Source organism: Victivallis sp. Marseille-Q1083, assembly GCF_903645315.1.
Lineage (GTDB): Bacteria > Verrucomicrobiota > Lentisphaeria > Victivallales > Victivallaceae > UMGS1518.
The window spans coordinates 3171095-3186596 of sequence record NZ_CAHJXL010000001.1 but is presented as its reverse complement, the minus strand read 5'-3'; the positions used below and the strand labels follow the sequence as shown (position 1 = coordinate 3186596).

The 15502-nt window shown below is 51.6% G+C and carries 13 protein-coding genes and 1 tRNA gene; 4 read left to right on the top strand and 10 right to left on the bottom strand.

Annotated features, from left to right (window positions below; genetic code table 11):
• Positions 1-83 precede the first annotated feature (83 nt).
• Both HWX74_RS13190 and HWX74_RS13185 read right to left on the bottom strand, forming a co-directional pair.
• A complete protein-coding gene (locus HWX74_RS13190; protein WP_176013974.1) occupies positions 84-341 on the bottom strand; it encodes a PqqD family peptide modification chaperone in 258 nt (85 codons plus the stop codon).
• A 41-nt stretch (positions 342-382) separates the two neighbouring features.
• Positions 383-2629: a DUF349 domain-containing protein gene (locus tag HWX74_RS13185; protein WP_176013973.1), complete on the bottom strand. Its 2247-nt coding sequence runs from the start codon at positions 2627-2629 to the stop codon at positions 383-385.
• A gap of 256 nt (positions 2630-2885) precedes the next feature.
• Between HWX74_RS13185 and htpG the strand changes: the two genes are divergently transcribed.
• Together htpG and HWX74_RS13175 are read left to right on the top strand one after the other, a co-directional pair.
• Entirely contained in the window at positions 2886-4781 is a 1896-nt protein-coding gene (gene htpG, locus HWX74_RS13180) for a molecular chaperone HtpG (protein WP_176013972.1), read from the top strand.
• 79 nt (positions 4782-4860) lie between these two features.
• Positions 4861-4949, top strand: a tRNA-Ser gene (locus HWX74_RS13175).
• A 673-nt stretch (positions 4950-5622) separates the two neighbouring features.
• Here HWX74_RS13175 and HWX74_RS13170 read toward each other — a convergent pair.
• Genes HWX74_RS13170 through HWX74_RS13150 form a run of 5 tightly spaced genes read right to left on the bottom strand, consistent with a single transcriptional unit; the run spans position 5623 to position 10215 of the window.
• Positions 5623-6921 (bottom strand): alpha/beta hydrolase fold domain-containing protein, encoded by a 1299-nt coding sequence (locus HWX74_RS13170; protein WP_176013971.1) that lies wholly within the window; start codon positions 6919-6921, stop codon positions 5623-5625.
• 20 nt (positions 6922-6941) lie between these two features.
• Positions 6942-7997 carry a carboxymuconolactone decarboxylase family protein gene (locus HWX74_RS13165; protein ID WP_176013970.1) on the bottom strand — a complete coding sequence of 352 codons (1056 nt, stop codon included), beginning with the start codon at positions 7995-7997 and terminating at the stop codon, positions 6942-6944.
• Between the two features lie 8 nt (positions 7998-8005).
• Positions 8006-8590: a flavodoxin gene (locus tag HWX74_RS13160; protein ID WP_176013969.1), complete on the bottom strand. Its 585-nt coding sequence runs from the start codon at positions 8588-8590 to the stop codon at positions 8006-8008.
• A 28-nt stretch (positions 8591-8618) separates the two neighbouring features.
• Complete coding sequence (locus HWX74_RS13155; RefSeq protein ID WP_176013968.1) at positions 8619-9155, bottom strand: flavodoxin family protein; 537 nt, start codon at positions 9153-9155, stop codon at positions 8619-8621.
• A gap of 1 nt (position 9156) precedes the next feature.
• The gene (locus HWX74_RS13150) at positions 9157-10215 is read right to left on the bottom strand and encodes an alpha/beta hydrolase (RefSeq protein ID WP_176013967.1); all 1059 of its coding nucleotides are present in this window, start codon (positions 10213-10215) and stop codon (positions 9157-9159) included.
• A 217-nt stretch (positions 10216-10432) separates the two neighbouring features.
• Between HWX74_RS13150 and HWX74_RS13145 the strand changes: the two genes are divergently transcribed.
• Complete coding sequence (locus HWX74_RS13145; protein WP_176013966.1) at positions 10433-10903, top strand: MerR family transcriptional regulator; 471 nt, start codon at positions 10433-10435, stop codon at positions 10901-10903.
• Between the two features lie 142 nt (positions 10904-11045).
• Here HWX74_RS13145 and HWX74_RS13140 read toward each other — a convergent pair whose 3' ends face one another.
• The 3 genes from HWX74_RS13140 to HWX74_RS13130 all read right to left on the bottom strand — a co-directional run bounded on the left by HWX74_RS13140 (position 11046) and on the right by HWX74_RS13130 (position 14141).
• On the bottom strand, positions 11046-11819 hold the full coding sequence (locus HWX74_RS13140) for a helix-turn-helix transcriptional regulator (RefSeq protein WP_176013965.1): 774 nt from the start codon (positions 11817-11819) through the stop codon (positions 11046-11048).
• Positions 11820-12083: 264 nt separating this feature from the next.
• Positions 12084-12542, bottom strand: coding sequence for a helix-turn-helix domain-containing protein (locus HWX74_RS13135; protein ID WP_176013964.1), 459 nt, complete (start codon positions 12540-12542; stop codon positions 12084-12086).
• Between the two features lie 21 nt (positions 12543-12563).
• Positions 12564-14141 carry a hypothetical protein gene (locus HWX74_RS13130; protein ID WP_176013963.1) on the bottom strand — a complete coding sequence of 526 codons (1578 nt, stop codon included), beginning with the start codon at positions 14139-14141 and terminating at the stop codon, positions 12564-12566.
• A gap of 134 nt (positions 14142-14275) precedes the next feature.
• Here HWX74_RS13130 and HWX74_RS13125 point away from each other — a divergent pair, with 134 nt between their 5' ends.
• Positions 14276-15316, top strand: coding sequence for an IS630 family transposase (locus HWX74_RS13125; protein WP_176012706.1), 1041 nt, complete (start codon positions 14276-14278; stop codon positions 15314-15316).
• The last annotated feature ends 186 nt before the right edge of the window (positions 15317-15502 follow it).

Below are 15502 nucleotides of genomic sequence, written 5' to 3'. Positions count from 1 at the left end.
CAGGATTATCTTGTATTGTTTACGACACAACTTCCGGCCGACGTCCCTGCCGCAGTCATTGCGATATCTCTAGCCCGGCGACCTCAATCGAGCGAACAATATCCTTTGTCGACCAAAGCAGCGATAAATTCATCGAGGTCCGCAGCCGCGGTATCCGGCACCGACTCGCACCGCTCCCGCATCCTTGTCAGAATTGCCGTCTTATCCAATCCCTCGGCCAGCCCCTGCCAAATCAGCACGCTGGTCGGATTCAAGGCAAAGACTTCCCCGTTGTCCGGGTTGAATACCACGCCCCAATGATCGAACTCCTCCCGCATGACGATATCCGGATTGATCCGCATACATTTCCTTTCTCTACTATCTATACCAAACAATTGCCGATTCACCGTGCGGTTCCATCGATTGCATTTCGCAATGCAGTCAGAAAACGCCGGTTGAGCGCATCATTTTCAACGCCGCCAAGTCCGCAGGCCAGAAACTCCCGGACGGTATCCTCCAGATTTTCCGCCGGTATCTCCTCCGACGGCGGAGCATCGAAGTGACTCTCCATCGCCCGTTTCAATTCCGCGGCCAAATCCAGATCAATCCGCACCGCCGTTTTCTCCGCCGGACCGGTTGTTCGTTCCAGCTTGCCGCAACAGGATTCCTTGACAGCCTGATTGTGTTTTTGAAACTCTTCCCAGCCGGAATATTTTCCGACGGCCTCCGTCTGCGCCAGCAACCATCGACCGGTCGGCGTCGCCCGCCAATCGGCATGCGCCTCCAGGCCGGCCGGCCACTCTTTCGGCCCAGCAGTCGCCAGCCAACGCGCCAACTGCTCTTCCTGCGCCGCCCGGACAACCATTTCCTGCAGCAGTTGCCGCAATCGAAACTTCGGCAAACTCTGCTGTATTTTGTCGAGCAACCAGCGGCGGCGCTGCTCGAATTCAATATAAACGGCATGCGGCAACTCTCCGCCAGTTTCCCACTCCTGTTCCAGTTCGCGGCAGCGGCGGCGCAAGGCGGCAAGATCATCGGTCACGGCCGGATTTTCCAGATGCGCCAACAATTCTTCCAGCGATTTCAAATTCTGCTCCTTGCGGCCAATGCCGTCCTGGATCGCCGAGCGGCGCCCGTTGAAGAAGGCGTCCAGCGCCGCCTTGAAACGCAAATACAACTCCTGATCCGTCCGGCCGGCCGACGGCGTCTCCTGCCAGCGGCGACGCAGTTCATCGGCCCGCTGCCGCCCTTCCCGCGGCGGCAACTGGCTCAACTGTTCCGCTTCGCGGCAGAACTGCTCTTTCTGTTCCGCGGCGGCGGTATAAACCGCTCTGCGTTCCTGATAAAAATCGTTGCGGGCCGTAAAAAAAGTATCACAGGCAGTCCGGAATTTCTGATACAACTGCTGATCCAGCGCCCGGTGCCCCGGTCCGGCCATCCGCCACTGCTGCTGCAATGCTTTCAGCAATTCGGCGCTCTTTTCCCATTTGGTCGAATGCGCCAACTGCTCCGCCTGTTCCACCAGGCTCTTTTTCAACTCATCCGAAGCATTCCGCTCTTTTTCCAGCCGATCGAAATATTCATTCAGACGCGCCTGCAGCCGGGAGTTCAAACCACGGAAACCGGCCCACAGCTCATCCGCTTTTTCATGCGGCACGGCCCCCAATTCCTGCCAGCGCTCCCGCAGCGCCTTCTGCCGTTTGGCCGCCAGCGGCAAATCCTTGTCGGGACAATCGACCAACTGCTCCAACTCACGGCAAATATCCAACTTCAGCGTATAATGCTCCCAGCGTTCCAGATCGCGCGCCTGGTAAAGCTGATGCAAGTTGGCGGAAAATACCTTCAACGCTTTCTGAACGCGATGCTGCAAAGCCGAAGCGGCCGGCCGGTCACACTGCTCCGCCGCCGGCAATAACTGCTGAAAACGTTTTTCGAGCTGCTGTTTCTCCTCTTTACCGCTCTCCGGATCACCTTTGGCCAATTCCTCCAGACGCTCGCAACACTGCCGCAGGTTATGAAACAGCTCCGCTTCCGCCTGTTGTTCCGCTTCCCAGCGCTGCTGTAAACGCCGATAGAGCTCTTCAAGCGGCTGCAGCAAAACGGCGCCATCGTCGATCGCCACCGCCCGGCTCTGCTGGTATATTTCCTCAATGTTTTTCCGCTGCGGCAAAATTTCCGCGGCCGTTTCCCATTCGGCCAACCGGACCTGATTGCCCTGCAGCAGCGTCAACGCTTCCGCCCGGCGCTTGCCGGCAGCCTCACGCTCGTCCACCCGTCGTTTGAAATCCACTGCAGCGGCAGCAAAACGGCGTTCCAGAATTTCCAGATATTCCGACGGCACCGGCGGCGCTTCATCCCAGGCCCGCTGCAACGCCGGCAATTCAGCCGCCGCTTCCGCCGGCAAGCCCTCCAGACGACGGCACAATTCTTCCCGTTCATGAAGATGTCCTTTCAAAACCGCCCCGATCCCGGAAACCGGCGTCGCCGCCTCTCCCGTCGCATCCGAACTGCCGCCCTGCTGCGGGTTGTGCTCGCCAGTCTGGCTCGCCCCCTCAGCAGCAATTTCCGACGGCCTCAAAAACGTCGACGACGGCACTGTCGAACCGGAACGAAGCGCAGCGGCCGTCCCGTCACAACTTTTTTCCGACATATTCATGATCCTCCATCACAATTGATCGCACCATTTGACTATAAATTGACAACGATCGTTTTTCCAGCAGTCAATCAATAATTATTTGAAAAATCCTCAATTCTGACTATATTTATTCCGGTTCAATCTGGAACATCGACAGCACGACTGCTGTCTTTAAGAATTTAATCCCGCAACGGGGAATGGTCGTTCTCCAATTGCGGGCTGTAATTTTAATCACCACTATTTTCAAAAAAATATTTTTAAGGAGACGGATATGGCGGAAAAAACCAGAAAATTCAAGACGGAAGTACAACACCTGCTGGATTTGATGATCCACTCGCTCTATTCCAACAAAGACATCTTTTTGCGGGAACTGGTTGCCAACGCCGCCGACGCCATCGACAAGGCGCGTTTCGCCGCGTTGACCGATTCCACTCTGAACCGCGAATGGCAAATCAAAATCGAACAGAACAAAGATGCCAAGACGCTGACCATCAGCGACAACGGAATCGGCATGACAGCGGATGAAGTCGTCGAAAACATCGGCACTATCGCCAAATCCGGCACCAAAGCCTTTCTGAAACAACTGGAGGAGAGCCAGACGCCGCTGAATGAAATGCCGGAATTGATCGGTCAATTCGGCGTCGGCTTCTATTCGGCTTTCATGGTTGCCGAAGAGGTCGAATTGATTTCCAAACGGGCCGGCAGCAACGAGCCGGCGGTCTGCTGGACCTCCAAGGGGCAGGAAAATTATACGCTCGAAGAAGCGACCCGCGATGATCAGGGGACGACGATCATCCTGCATTTGAAAACGGACGCGGAATTGTATCTGGAACCGTGGAAGGTGACGGAAATCGTCCACCGCTACTCGGATTTTATCGAATACCCGATCATCTTGCCGACCGTCAAGAAAAATGACGACAACACCGAAACGATCGAAGAAAAAATCCTCAATTCGCAGAAAGCAATCTGGCTGCGCAACGCCTCCGAAATTACCGACGAAGAACACCAGAGCTTCTATGCCCATCTGTCGCATGGCGGCAAACTGCTGAAGCCGCTCCATATCGCGGCGGAAGGGACCAGTGAATTCAAAGCGCTGCTGTATATCCCGGAAAAACTGCCGTTCAACTTGTTCATGCCCGATCTGCAGAAAAAAGGCTTGCAATTGTATGTTCGGCGCGTCTTCATCACCGATGAATGCAAGGACCTGGTGCCGGATTATTTGCGTTTTATCAAGGGCGTGGTTGATTCCAGCGATCTGCCGCTGAATGTTTCCCGCGAAATTCTGCAGGAAAATCCGCAGATCATGAAAATTCAGAAGGCAATCGTCGCCAAGGTGCTGAGCGAGTTGAAAAAACTGCAGGAAAAGGAGCCGGAAAAATATCTGCTGTTCTATCAGGAATGCGGAAAGATCCTGAAAGAAGGCATCCACACCGATTTCCAAAACCAGGACAAAATCAAAGAACTGGCGATGTACGAATCGATGAACAGCGAAGCCGGCAAGCTGATTTCCCTGCGGGAATACGTCGCGGCGATGCCGAGCAGCCAGCAGGATATTTATTACATCACGGCTGAAAACCGGACGACCGCCCTCGCCTCGCCGGCGCTGGAAATCTATCGCAGCAAAGGCTACGATGTGCTGTTGATGACCGATCCGATCGACGAATGGGTCATGCAGTCGATGTTCCAATACGACAAAAAGCACTTCAAATCGGTCGCCAAAGGTGAACTGGAGCTGGACGCCGACAGCAAAAAAGAATTGGAAAATATGGTCGAGGCTGCCGCCGAGACGCACAAGAGCTTGGTGGAATACCTGGCGAAAGAGTTGGAAAACAACGTCAAGGAGGTGCGTTTCAGCGGCCGGCTGACGGAAAGCGCCTGTTGTCTGGTTGCGGATGAACAGGGTTTGAGCGCCCATATGGAACGATTCTTCAAAGCGATGAATCAGGAAATTCCGGCCGGCAAACGTATTCTGGAGTTGAATCCGAAACATCCGTTGGTGGAAGCGATGCAGAAACTGTACGATCAGGACCCGCAATCGGCTCAATTGAAGGAATACGCCGGGCTATTGTACGATCAGGCGCTGCTGACCGAAGGCAGCCAGATTGCCGATCCGGGCCTTTTCGCCAAACGGATTGCCGACTTGATGGTGGCCGGTTTAAAAAATTGAGATTCGAGCCGGACTGGCACTTGACTTTTGGGTCATTTTCACTATATTGGATGGCACCGACGCGAGTCCGGTTTTCCTTGGAGGGATGGTCGAGTTGGTTTAAGGCAGCGGTCTTGAAAACCGCCGAGGAGCAATTCTCCGAGGGTTCGAATCCCTCTCCCTCCGCCATTCTTTTAGCTATTTCAAACTGCTCGGTATAAGAGAGTTACTATTCTTACATTAATCTAACTCCGCGAGTTTCAAAGGGTTACGGCGCTTTCCAGTGTGTGTTTACGGGCACTCTCAGAATCACGATTTCTTTGTCACAGGGGCGCGAGAAGGCTGATTTCAGTCTCGATTCTGAGTTTTTCTGACCGATTTCTTGGACAAGGAGGATCGAATGACGGCAAAAAGGCATATTTTCCACCTCTCGCATAGAGTGCCTCCCCACTCGTCGCTGTAAAACGAACCATAGATCGAAAAGTCATAATTGCATAAATTTGAGTTTGAATGCTTCGCTTTATGATTTTTTATCACCTTTCGCAACGTTTTTTATGCTCTCCAAAAGGCGAAAAGCAGGCAGAATTGCTCGGCGGGACGACATTCGCAAACTCGCGGTACAGTTTTTCGCCAAAAACGGCAATGCAATGTTAAGTTTTCAAAACGGAAACGGTTCTGTAATATGTTTACAGAAAGGATATTACGATTGACTAAAAACCGACTCGATCTCGCAAAGTTTGCGGTTGATTTTTCCACCCTGAAAGCATGTTCAAGTCAGTTTGTCGAGCTTGAACCGGAGTTCCCCTTGTTCGTCATAAAATCGTGAAAAGTATTTTTCTCAAATTATTCATAGCAACTCCTGTTATTTCATTTTCATTTCGGGAACGAGCGGTGTCTGGTCGAGCAATTCCAGTTTTTGCACCATTTTCAATGTACCCTGCTTGTATTTCTGAAAATGCGGGGTCTTGATATGGCTTTTGTATGCGGCGTGATCCGCATAGATTTCCAAAATCGTGACCATATTCGGCTGTGCCTTGCCGACCATCGAATACATCATCAAGACGCCCGGTTCCTCCGCCATGGAACGTGTACCGCATTCCGTGACGAACGCGAGGTACTCTTCCAACTGTTCCGGATCGACGGTCACTCTGGACAAGCGGACAATACCGTCCGGCGTAACAGAATTCATAGGATGTTTCTCCCATTTTCTTAAAAATGCCACAGCCAAATTCAAGCCGTATTGATAGGCTTGTTCCATGCCGGGATAGGTCATAAACGCATGAATTGTTCCTGGAATCACCCGATGATCAACAGGAATGTGATTCGTCCGAAGTTTTCCGGCGAACGCTTTCCCCTGATCGAAAAGGATGTCATGATCCGCCGCGACGATCAGTGTCGGCGGGAAATCTTTGAATTCTGTCGCAAGAAGCGGCGAAACCAGTGGAATGTCCACTGTTTTTCTGGTCGCATAGGTGTCATTGAACGCTTCCATTGTCTTCGCGTCCAATCCGTAACCGGAGCCGTAAGCCTTCCAGGACGGTGAATCGTCGCTTCGAGCAAGCGTCACCGGATAATAAAGGATCAGTCCGGAAACGGCGTTCCGCAGTTTTAATGCGGCGGCTGCGGCAAGATTTCCCCCGGCGCTGTCGCCCGCAAGATAGATTCGGAGAAATCCGTCTTTTTTCAGCGCGACAATTGCGGCAAGAACGTCATCCAATGCGGCGGGATAAGGATGTTCCGGAGCCAATCGATAACTCAAGGGTGCGACGGCGATGCCGGTTGCTTTCGCCAAGTCTCCGCAGAAACGCGAACTTCCCTCCAGCGCACCGACCGCCCAGCCTCCTCCATGAAGGTAAAGAACGACACTTTTCCTGTCGGCTTTTTCCGGCAGATATAAGCGCATCCGGCAGGTATCGACCGTCCGATTCTCCACTATTACATTCTCCGGGGCGGGTGTGTCTTTCGCCATTGCGTCGCGAATGACGTTCAAGTTTTTCGAATTTCCGGCAATGGCTTCCCGTAGCGCCGCCGTCATTCCTGCCTGTTGTCCGGGAGCGCGTTTTTGCAGAAATTCCACCGTTTCCGGTGTAAGGTCCGCCGCGAATGAGCTCAACACAGCGATTCCGGCCAAGAGCAAAGCAATATATATATTTTTCCGCATAAATCTCGCCTCACTTTCCGTTATTTTGCAGCGGCGAGATAATCGGCATCGCTCACGGCTTCAAGCCAGGTGTTTCGGTTGGTTTCAGGATTACACTCGATAGCCAGGTGCGAGAACCAGCTGTCAGGGGCGGCGCCGTGCCAGTGCTCAACATCGGGCGGAATCTCCACCACATCGCCGGGAACCAGACGCCGGGCGGTCTGGCCGCGTTCCTGGTAGAAGCCGATTCCACCAACCACAATCAGCATTTGCCCGCCAGTGTGTTTATGCCAGTTATTGCGGCAACCCGGTTCAAACGTGACATTGGCAACCGGAACCTTCAGACGTTCGTCCTTGGTCAAACGGGCAATATAGGATTTTCCACTGAAATACTTCGCATAGCCAGTGTTTTCAGGGCCGACCAGAAACGGGCTGATCTGCGGGACGCCGAACTCATTGTTGTTGACGAGCGCGAGAATCCCGGCGATCTGGGCGTCGGTGACGCCGTTGTGTTTGGCGATCCTGATATGGGAATTCAACTGGCTCTCCGTGCCGGGCATCGCGGCAAGCACGGCGATGGTGGCGATTTCGCGCGTTTTCCAATCGAGATTGTCGCGCCCGAAAATATCCCCGAAAAGATGTGCCTTGAGGTACTCGTCAATTGCCGGGGCAAAGCCGAAGAGCTTTCCCGTGACCGGAGCGCCGCAGAGCCTGGTTTGATTAGCGGTACCGAAATCAATGCTTTTGCCTTCCGGCATCGGCCCGGGGAGTTCCCCGGCATTGTCCTTGATGCCTTTGGCTTCACGTTCCTCCATCACCGCCATGAAATTGCCGAGAGCATTCAAGCTGCGTGGGAAACCGCAGTAAGCATAGAGTTGCGTCAATACTTCTTTGATTTCGTTGACGGTCAATCCTGCATCGAGTCCGACGTTCAGCGCGTTTTTCAGGTTCGCCATGTCGCCCTGAGCCGTATATTTGGCAATGATGGCGATCTTTTGCTCTTTAGTGTTCAAAGCATTCATGGTATCTTTTGCCTCCGTATCATTGACGATGCCGAAAAACGCGAGAAGAATTCCGAACAGGGCGATTTTCTTCATGGCTTTCCTCACTTTCTGATGGTTATGACTTCATCGACCCACTTTGTCAGTGCCGCTTCAGAGCTCTTGATGCTTCGCCCGGAGAACGCACCACCTTTGCCGAACGACGCTTTCGGACATGCCTTTTGCATATCTTTTTTGCAACGTGCCATCCCACCCCCGCCGTGGGTTACAAACGGAATGATGACTTTGCCGCTGAAGTCGTAACCGGACAGGAAGCTCAACACCGGAGGCGCCATCGTGCTCCACCAGTTCGGCGTTCCGACGAAAATCACTTCGTACTGGCTGAAGTCTTTGACTTTCTCCGCCAGCTCCGGCTTGGTTCCGGCGTTGATTTCTTTCTTCGCCCGTTCGACGCAAGCATCGTAATCCGCGGGATACGCGGAGACCGGTTTGATCTCGAAAAGCTCGCCCCCGGTCGCCTTCTGAATCTGTTCAGCGGCGAATCGGGTATTGCCGCTGTAAGAGTAATACGCAACCAGAATCTTGCCCGGTTCCGCTGTTGCTTTCACAGTGTTCAGTTCTTCCGCCGAACATCCGATTGTTGAAAAAATAAGTCCAGCCATAGCGCACACCATTGCCTTTGTTTTCATTTACAATACCTTTCCTTGAGAACAATCGTCATATATTTTTCCCGGCAGCGTAAGCTTCATGCATGGCCGAAAGATTTTTGACTTCCCCAATCTGCCAAGCTCCGCCGCAGAGAATGCGGCCACCCTCGCTGGAACCGGGCAGACAGTCCAGCATGCCACGATAGGCGGCGATGGTGCCGTCGAAGGTATGCTCCCCGTCTTCGGCTGCTGTCGCAATGAGATAGAACGTCTTGTCCGCGATTTCGGTATAGCGCGGACAGAGACGGTCGATCATAACTTTCAGTTGCGCGCTCACGGTGTAAAAATAGACCGGAGTTGCAATTACAATCACATCGGCGGCGACGAGCTTGGCGAGAAGCGCTTCCTCGTCATCTTTCAGTACGCATTGGTGTGTGGTGTTGCATACGCCACACCCGGTACAGAAATTGATCTCCAGGTCCTTGAGAAACACTTTTTCCACGCTGTTGCCAGCTTCTTTCGCGCCCAGGGCGAACTGATCGCAGAGAAGATCGGAGTTGCCCCCGCGACGGGGGCTGGACGAAATCAGAAGTACGTTTTGGTTCATTTCAATTCAAAGCCTTTTTGAAAAAGTCGGTGATGTTGTCGAAGGGAATCATACCGAAATTATCATAGAGATCGACATGGCTTGCGCCGGGGACGATGAGCAGTTCTTTGTTGTCGCCCGTCAGTTTTTTGAACGCCGTCTCGCTGAAATACCGGGAATGGGCCTTTTCTCCGTGAACGAGCAACACGGCAGAGCGGATCTCGTCGCTGTAGGTCAATAACGGCGCATTCAAAAAGGCCAGTGTGGAAGTTTTGTTCCAGCCGCCGTTGGAGTTGAGCGAACGGGCGTGATAGCCGCGCGACGTCTTGTAATAGGCATAATAATCCTTGACGAACTGCGGAGCATCGGCCGGAAGCGGATCGACCACGCCGCCAGCCAGCTCGTAATTGCCGTTCTTGGCGTCGATCAGCCGCTGTGCATTCAGTTTTTTGCGGAGCTCATAGCGATCATCGGCGCTCATGGAATCGAAGTAGCCGTTCGCGGTCACGCGGCTCATGTCGTACATGGTGATGGCGACGGTTCCCTTGATTCGTGTGTCGTTCGCCGCCGCGTTCAGAGCCAGACCGCCCCAACCGCAGATGCCGAGCACGCCGATGCGTTCCGGGTTGACGTAATCCTGCAACAACAGGTAATCCACGGCCGCCGAGAAGTCTTCCGTGTTGATATCCGGCGAGGCCACATAACGGGGTTCCCCGGAGCTTTCACCGGTAAATGACGGATCGAAGGCAAGTGTCACATAGCCTCGTTCCGCCAGCTGTTGCGCGTAGAGGCCGGAGGACTGTTCTTTCACCGCGCCGAACGGACCGCTGACCGCGATTGCCGGATATTTCCGGGCCGGATTGAAATCCTTCGGCAAATAGAGGTGTCCGGCAAGCGTAATGCCGAAGCGGTTCTTGAAACGGACATCGTTGGTTTTGATCTCCGGGTTGATCTTGAATACGCGGGTATCATTGGCAATGGGTGTCATTTTCTGCTCCTTTGGTAAAGCGGTATCGGCTTTTGAGATGCTTGCCCCCAACAGGCAAAGCACTGCAAGGCTTGCTGCAGCGAGTGTTTTCATGGCTTGGCTCCTTTTTGCTGCGATGGTTGTTTTTTGAATAAACTTATCATTCCAGACTGATAACCAATCTAAACCTTATAGTTACTGTAAGTCAAACCATTTCCAGCAAAAAAACGGATATTTTTTTGTTTTGAGTTCAAAAAAAATGCATTTTTCCATTGGGATCGTATATTAAAGTTGCACTAAGAATCACTTTAACCTTGACGGAGCACTTTCGATGACGAAAAAGACACCCTTTGAAGGCTTGACTGACAGCACCTCGAAATACACGGTCAAGGAGGTTGCCGACAAACTCGGCATGACGACTTACACCGTTCGTTACTATGATAACGCCGGTCTGATTCCGGACGTGGGCCGGACGAGCGGCAACATCCACATGTTTTCCGATCTAAATCTTACCTGGTTCAAACTCATCCACTGTCTGCGGGCGACCGGACTGTCCATTGACGAAATTCGGCGCTACATCCGCATGTGCCTGGAGGGCGACGCCACGATTTCGGAGCGCGCCGAGATTATTTTCAAACAGGAAAAAGTCTTGCGTGAACAACTGAAGATGCTGAAAAAGCAAATGGAGATTCTGGCCTACAAAAAGGTTTATTATCAGGAACTCCTCGCCGGACATACAACGGACAGCTGCAATCCCCAAAGACAGGACGTCACGGAGCCGAACATCGCCCCGAAGCGATGAGAACATTTTGCTGTTGCGATAGTATATGCACCGGCAGTCGGTCCGTTGTCGGTACAAGCGTCAATTCCCATCATTTTCCGGGTCAGATACACCTGCTATTCGGATACCGCAAAGCCGCCTGACCGGTTATGATGTCTCGGTTTTATTTTCTCGCTTTTCCGGACACTTCAGCATGCGGACGCTTGGGGAGCGGCAAATTATCCAGGCGTTCCGCCAGTTGTTCCGGGGTCAGAGCCAGCAATGCCTCAATTTTCGCTTTCTGTGGCTCTCTAGGCAGCCCTTCGCCCGTTTCCCAACGTCTGATCGAAGAGTAGAAAACGCCCAAGAGCGCGGCGATCTTGCCCTGTGAGAGATTGTTCTTTTTCCGAAACTCAAAGAACGCCGTTTTATCAAAGGTCCCCTCGGACTCTACGGTTTCTTCCTCGGTGGTTTCTTCTGCGACGGGCTCCGGTTCGTTCGGCTCGGCAACATCAGCACACAGAATACCTTTTTCGAGCATCAGCGCCTTAATTGCGGAGGGCTTCATATCGCGCACTTCTGCAATTCGAATTTTCAGTTCCAAGCGAGGAGAATTTTTGCCGATTTCCCAATGGCAAATGGTTCCCGAGGCGACGCCGAGCAGTTTTGCAAATTCCCCTTGGGACAGATTCAATTTTTTGCGAAGGGCAAGGATGCGTTCTTTGGTAATGCGGGGGATTTTGGCAGGTACGGAAACTTCATCGTTATTCTGCTTGTCGACTGGCGGAAGCTCGGGAGCGGGAAACTGCTTTTGCATTTCCTTGATTTCCCGCTCCATGGCGTTAAGCCTCTTTTTCAGCTCAACATTTTGGGCGATGACAGGTTTCAAGACCGCTTTGATTTCCCGGTGGGCGATTCGGCGGATCTCGCTGCTGAAGACCTGTTTCATGTCGGGCATGATGTACTCCTTGGGTTGAAAATTAACCTCATCACGAAAAATTGTGCAAATAATAGTTTAGTATAGTCATAATGTAACATCTACTATGCTGTTGTCAATCTCGGTCCCCATCGAAATATCGAAGACACAAATAAAGCCGACATTCGAGAAACGAATTTCTCCACCGGTCGGCGAACGGTGTTGCTGCGCTCCGTCCTTTCGTGGTGCGCAAGGTTTTGGCGAGCAAGAGCTACATTGCCGCCAGAGATAAACTTATCAAGCGATTTATTGCAAAATAGATTCATCTTTGTCTCCGTTGTCGGCTTGTTGTGGTTTTTTGAGCTCTTTGAGACGCCTATGCGCACTTCTCTTACCCCCGGACCGCAGTTCCGCTATTCTCTGTTGCATTCTCGAACACGGGAGCACTCGTCCGCGCTCCCAACGGTTCACGGTGGTAAGGGTGGTTTCCAGCAGGAGCGCGATTTCCTCCTGGGTCAAATCAAACTGTTCTCGAATCTTGTGCAAATGCTCGCCCGTGATTCGGTAATGGCGTTTCTGAGGAGCGGTCCCCTCCGCCACATTCCGCGAAGATTTCTCGGAGGCAATGGTTTTCACTTGTTTTTCCACTTGCGAAAGCCGCTGGTGGCATTCGCGACAGATTTCCCTGGGTTTCTTTTTCAGTTTTTCCGCAAGCTGAGTCCGCACCTCTTTCCGAACAAAGTCTTTTATTTCCTGACACATCATTTTCTGTACCTTTGCCCTATTTTATTGATCACCTATTTGCTGAGGCAAATCGCCGACAACGACAACGCGGTCACGCTCCGACCAAAAGAAGTAGAGACGCATCCGATACCGTCTTTTCTTTGAGTTGCCTTTGCTCAACACGTATCGCAACTGTTCGACGCTCTGCGAGCCCGGGGGATAGTTGACGGTATAAGCGTCATCGGAGCGATTGGAGCTTTTTTTGCGGATATCGGAAAAAATAACTCCGATCTCCCGGCATTTATCCAAAAACACGGAATGGGTTACTTTCCCCATTCGGGAATCCCGGTATTCGTTTGCAAGAAGTTCCAATGCCTGAAACACGAGCTCCGGCGATTCATATTGCGCTTTCGTCAAGGTATGTTCGGCACGCTTCAGCAAAATCAGCTTTCCTGCGAATTCCGCGAGGCAATGCTCTGCCATGTTCGCATAGGTGATATTGGCCGATACCGGGGTTGAGGCTTCGCTTGTCGCTGCGTCATTGCACGGCTGGGGTAGCGCCGGAGAGAGATGAGAGTTCAGGTGCTCAACCTGAGCTTGGAGTTCGCACACTTCAATTTCTTTTGTCAGAAGCCCTTCTTCCAGTTTAGCAATTTTGGCGTCCTTCTTTTTCAATTCATCCAGGGCCAATGTCTGTTCTTTTTGAAGCTGCGCGACTATTTTGGCGCTGCCCTTGACGGTGGGCTTGGGGAGAGTCGCGGAATACAGATTGATTTCATGCTGCAACTGAGCCGCGTCCGACAGGAAATAAAGTTTATTCCAGGGGATTTTGATCGTCGCGGAATGATGCCGCATTCGGTTGATCAGAAACGCGAAATATCCTCTTGCGCCTTTTTGATTTTTGAACTGGTAAGAGGGAATTTGATCTTTGAACAACCCCGGATGGTCTTTGCCGGAGCTGTTCATGAAGTCCGAGCTGGGATAGAATGTTCGAATCGCTCCATCATAGACTGAAAACACCCGGCCTACGCGCTGTTGCCATGCTTTGCTGGCGTTATAAGAGAGATGGGCGACGAAGGCAAATCCGCGCAGGTGTCTCGCAAGGTCATGTGGATTCAGGATTACCCGGGGAGCGTTGGGCGAACTGCGCCAGGAGAAGGAATTGATTTCAGAGATAGCAATCACGAGGAAATATCGTTCGGGGTCTGCGACAATTTCCAACAGCTCGTCGATTTGGGAGTCATCCTGAATCAATAGAGGTGCTCCGTCGAGTAGCGGGCCGGTATTCTGATAGAGGCCGATTGGGTCGGAGAGTTTGAAGATGAAATCAGGAGAAAAATCGATGGGCTGGCCTAAAAGGTATTCAGCAACGACCTGGTATCCCAATTCCAGTCCCTTGCCAGTTTCCGTCAAGGTGATATCGTGTATCATGCGCCGTCGTGTGTTTGGCTCTTCGTCCCGAAAGTGATTTATCTTTCCTGCCCACAGGTGGCGATATCGCATTCCAATACAGGTGACTTCAGCATTCTTTCGCTTTCGATGAAATGATTCTCCCGAGAATGCGGCTTCCGGTACCTCGCACCCCATTTCGCCGACATAGTTCAAAATCTCTCCGAGCGTCTCAAGGAACAAGTCATCCATGCAGTCGTCCGCTTCCGGTAACAAACCGCGAAATCTGTAGATTCTGTCGAATTGTGCGATGCCTCGTCTTTCCTGATTATAGATTCGGCAATTAACATACGTGCAATATTTGCTTGATGGTGTATATTATCATCATGGAAACTCAAGATGCCCGAAAACTCGATAAGGTCGCTCTTGAAGAGCGGCGCAAGCAGGCCGTGAGATTGTATCAAAGCGGCAAATGTAATAATTGTACAGAAATCGGAAAAATCGTCGGAGCGCACCGCAACACGGTGGGCAAGTGGATAAGCAAGTGGAAAAAAAGCGGCTTGTCTGCTTTGAAAGTAAAGAAATGCGGTCGTCCAGTCGGCTTTGGACGCCGTCTGCTTCCGCATGAAGAGAGTAAGATACGGAAAGATTTGGTCGATCATTGTCCGGATCAGTTAAAATTGCCATTTGCGCTCTGGACTCGTCAGGCGGTACGGTTGCACATCAAGATTTCGTTTGGAATCGAAATACCAGTCCGAACCATGGGGGAGTACTTGAAACGCTGGGGATTTACGCCGCAAAAACCAGTTAAGAAAGCTTATCAGCGCAATGAGGCGCACGTTCAAAAATGGCTGATTGAGGAGTATCCCCGAATCAAAAAGCTGGCAAAATCAGAAGATGCGGATATCTTTTGGGGGGATGAAACAGGAATTCGCAATGACGAGGCCAAGGGCCGCAGTTATGCGCCGAAAGGCAACCCCCCGGTGCAAGCAGTCAATCCGGTACGCGAAAAAGTTAATATGATCAGCGCGATTACCAACCAGGGGAAAACTCATTTCATGTTTTACAGCGAAACGATGACAGCTCAACTCCTGATCCAATTCATGGAACGTCTGATTCGTCAAAATGAGCGGAAAGTGTATTTGATTCTGGATAACCTGCGGGTTCACCACAGCAAAACGTTGACTGGTTTTCTGCAGGAAAACGCGGCTTTCATCAGGCTATTTTACTTGCCGAGCTACAGTCCCGACCTGAACCCGGATGAATATCTCAACCGCGACTTGAAATCAAATCTGAGCAACAAGCCCTTGGGGCGCGCCAAAGGAAAAATAACCGAACATGCCAAGCTACATATGGAAATGATAGCTGAACAACCGGAACGAATCAAGAAATTATTCCATTCCAAGACTGTTTTATATGCAAGTTAGTTAGTTGCCGGTACAATATCTGCGATTGAAAACATTTTGGGCTCCCGCGTATATGGTTTTTCTGCTTCCCAATTCAATCTACATCAGAGGACATAAAAAACAAGGCATATTTTGAATAAAATCACAAAATAAATTTATGTGATAATTTGATTTTTAAGCTCAAAAATCCATTCTTATGTTAAGTTT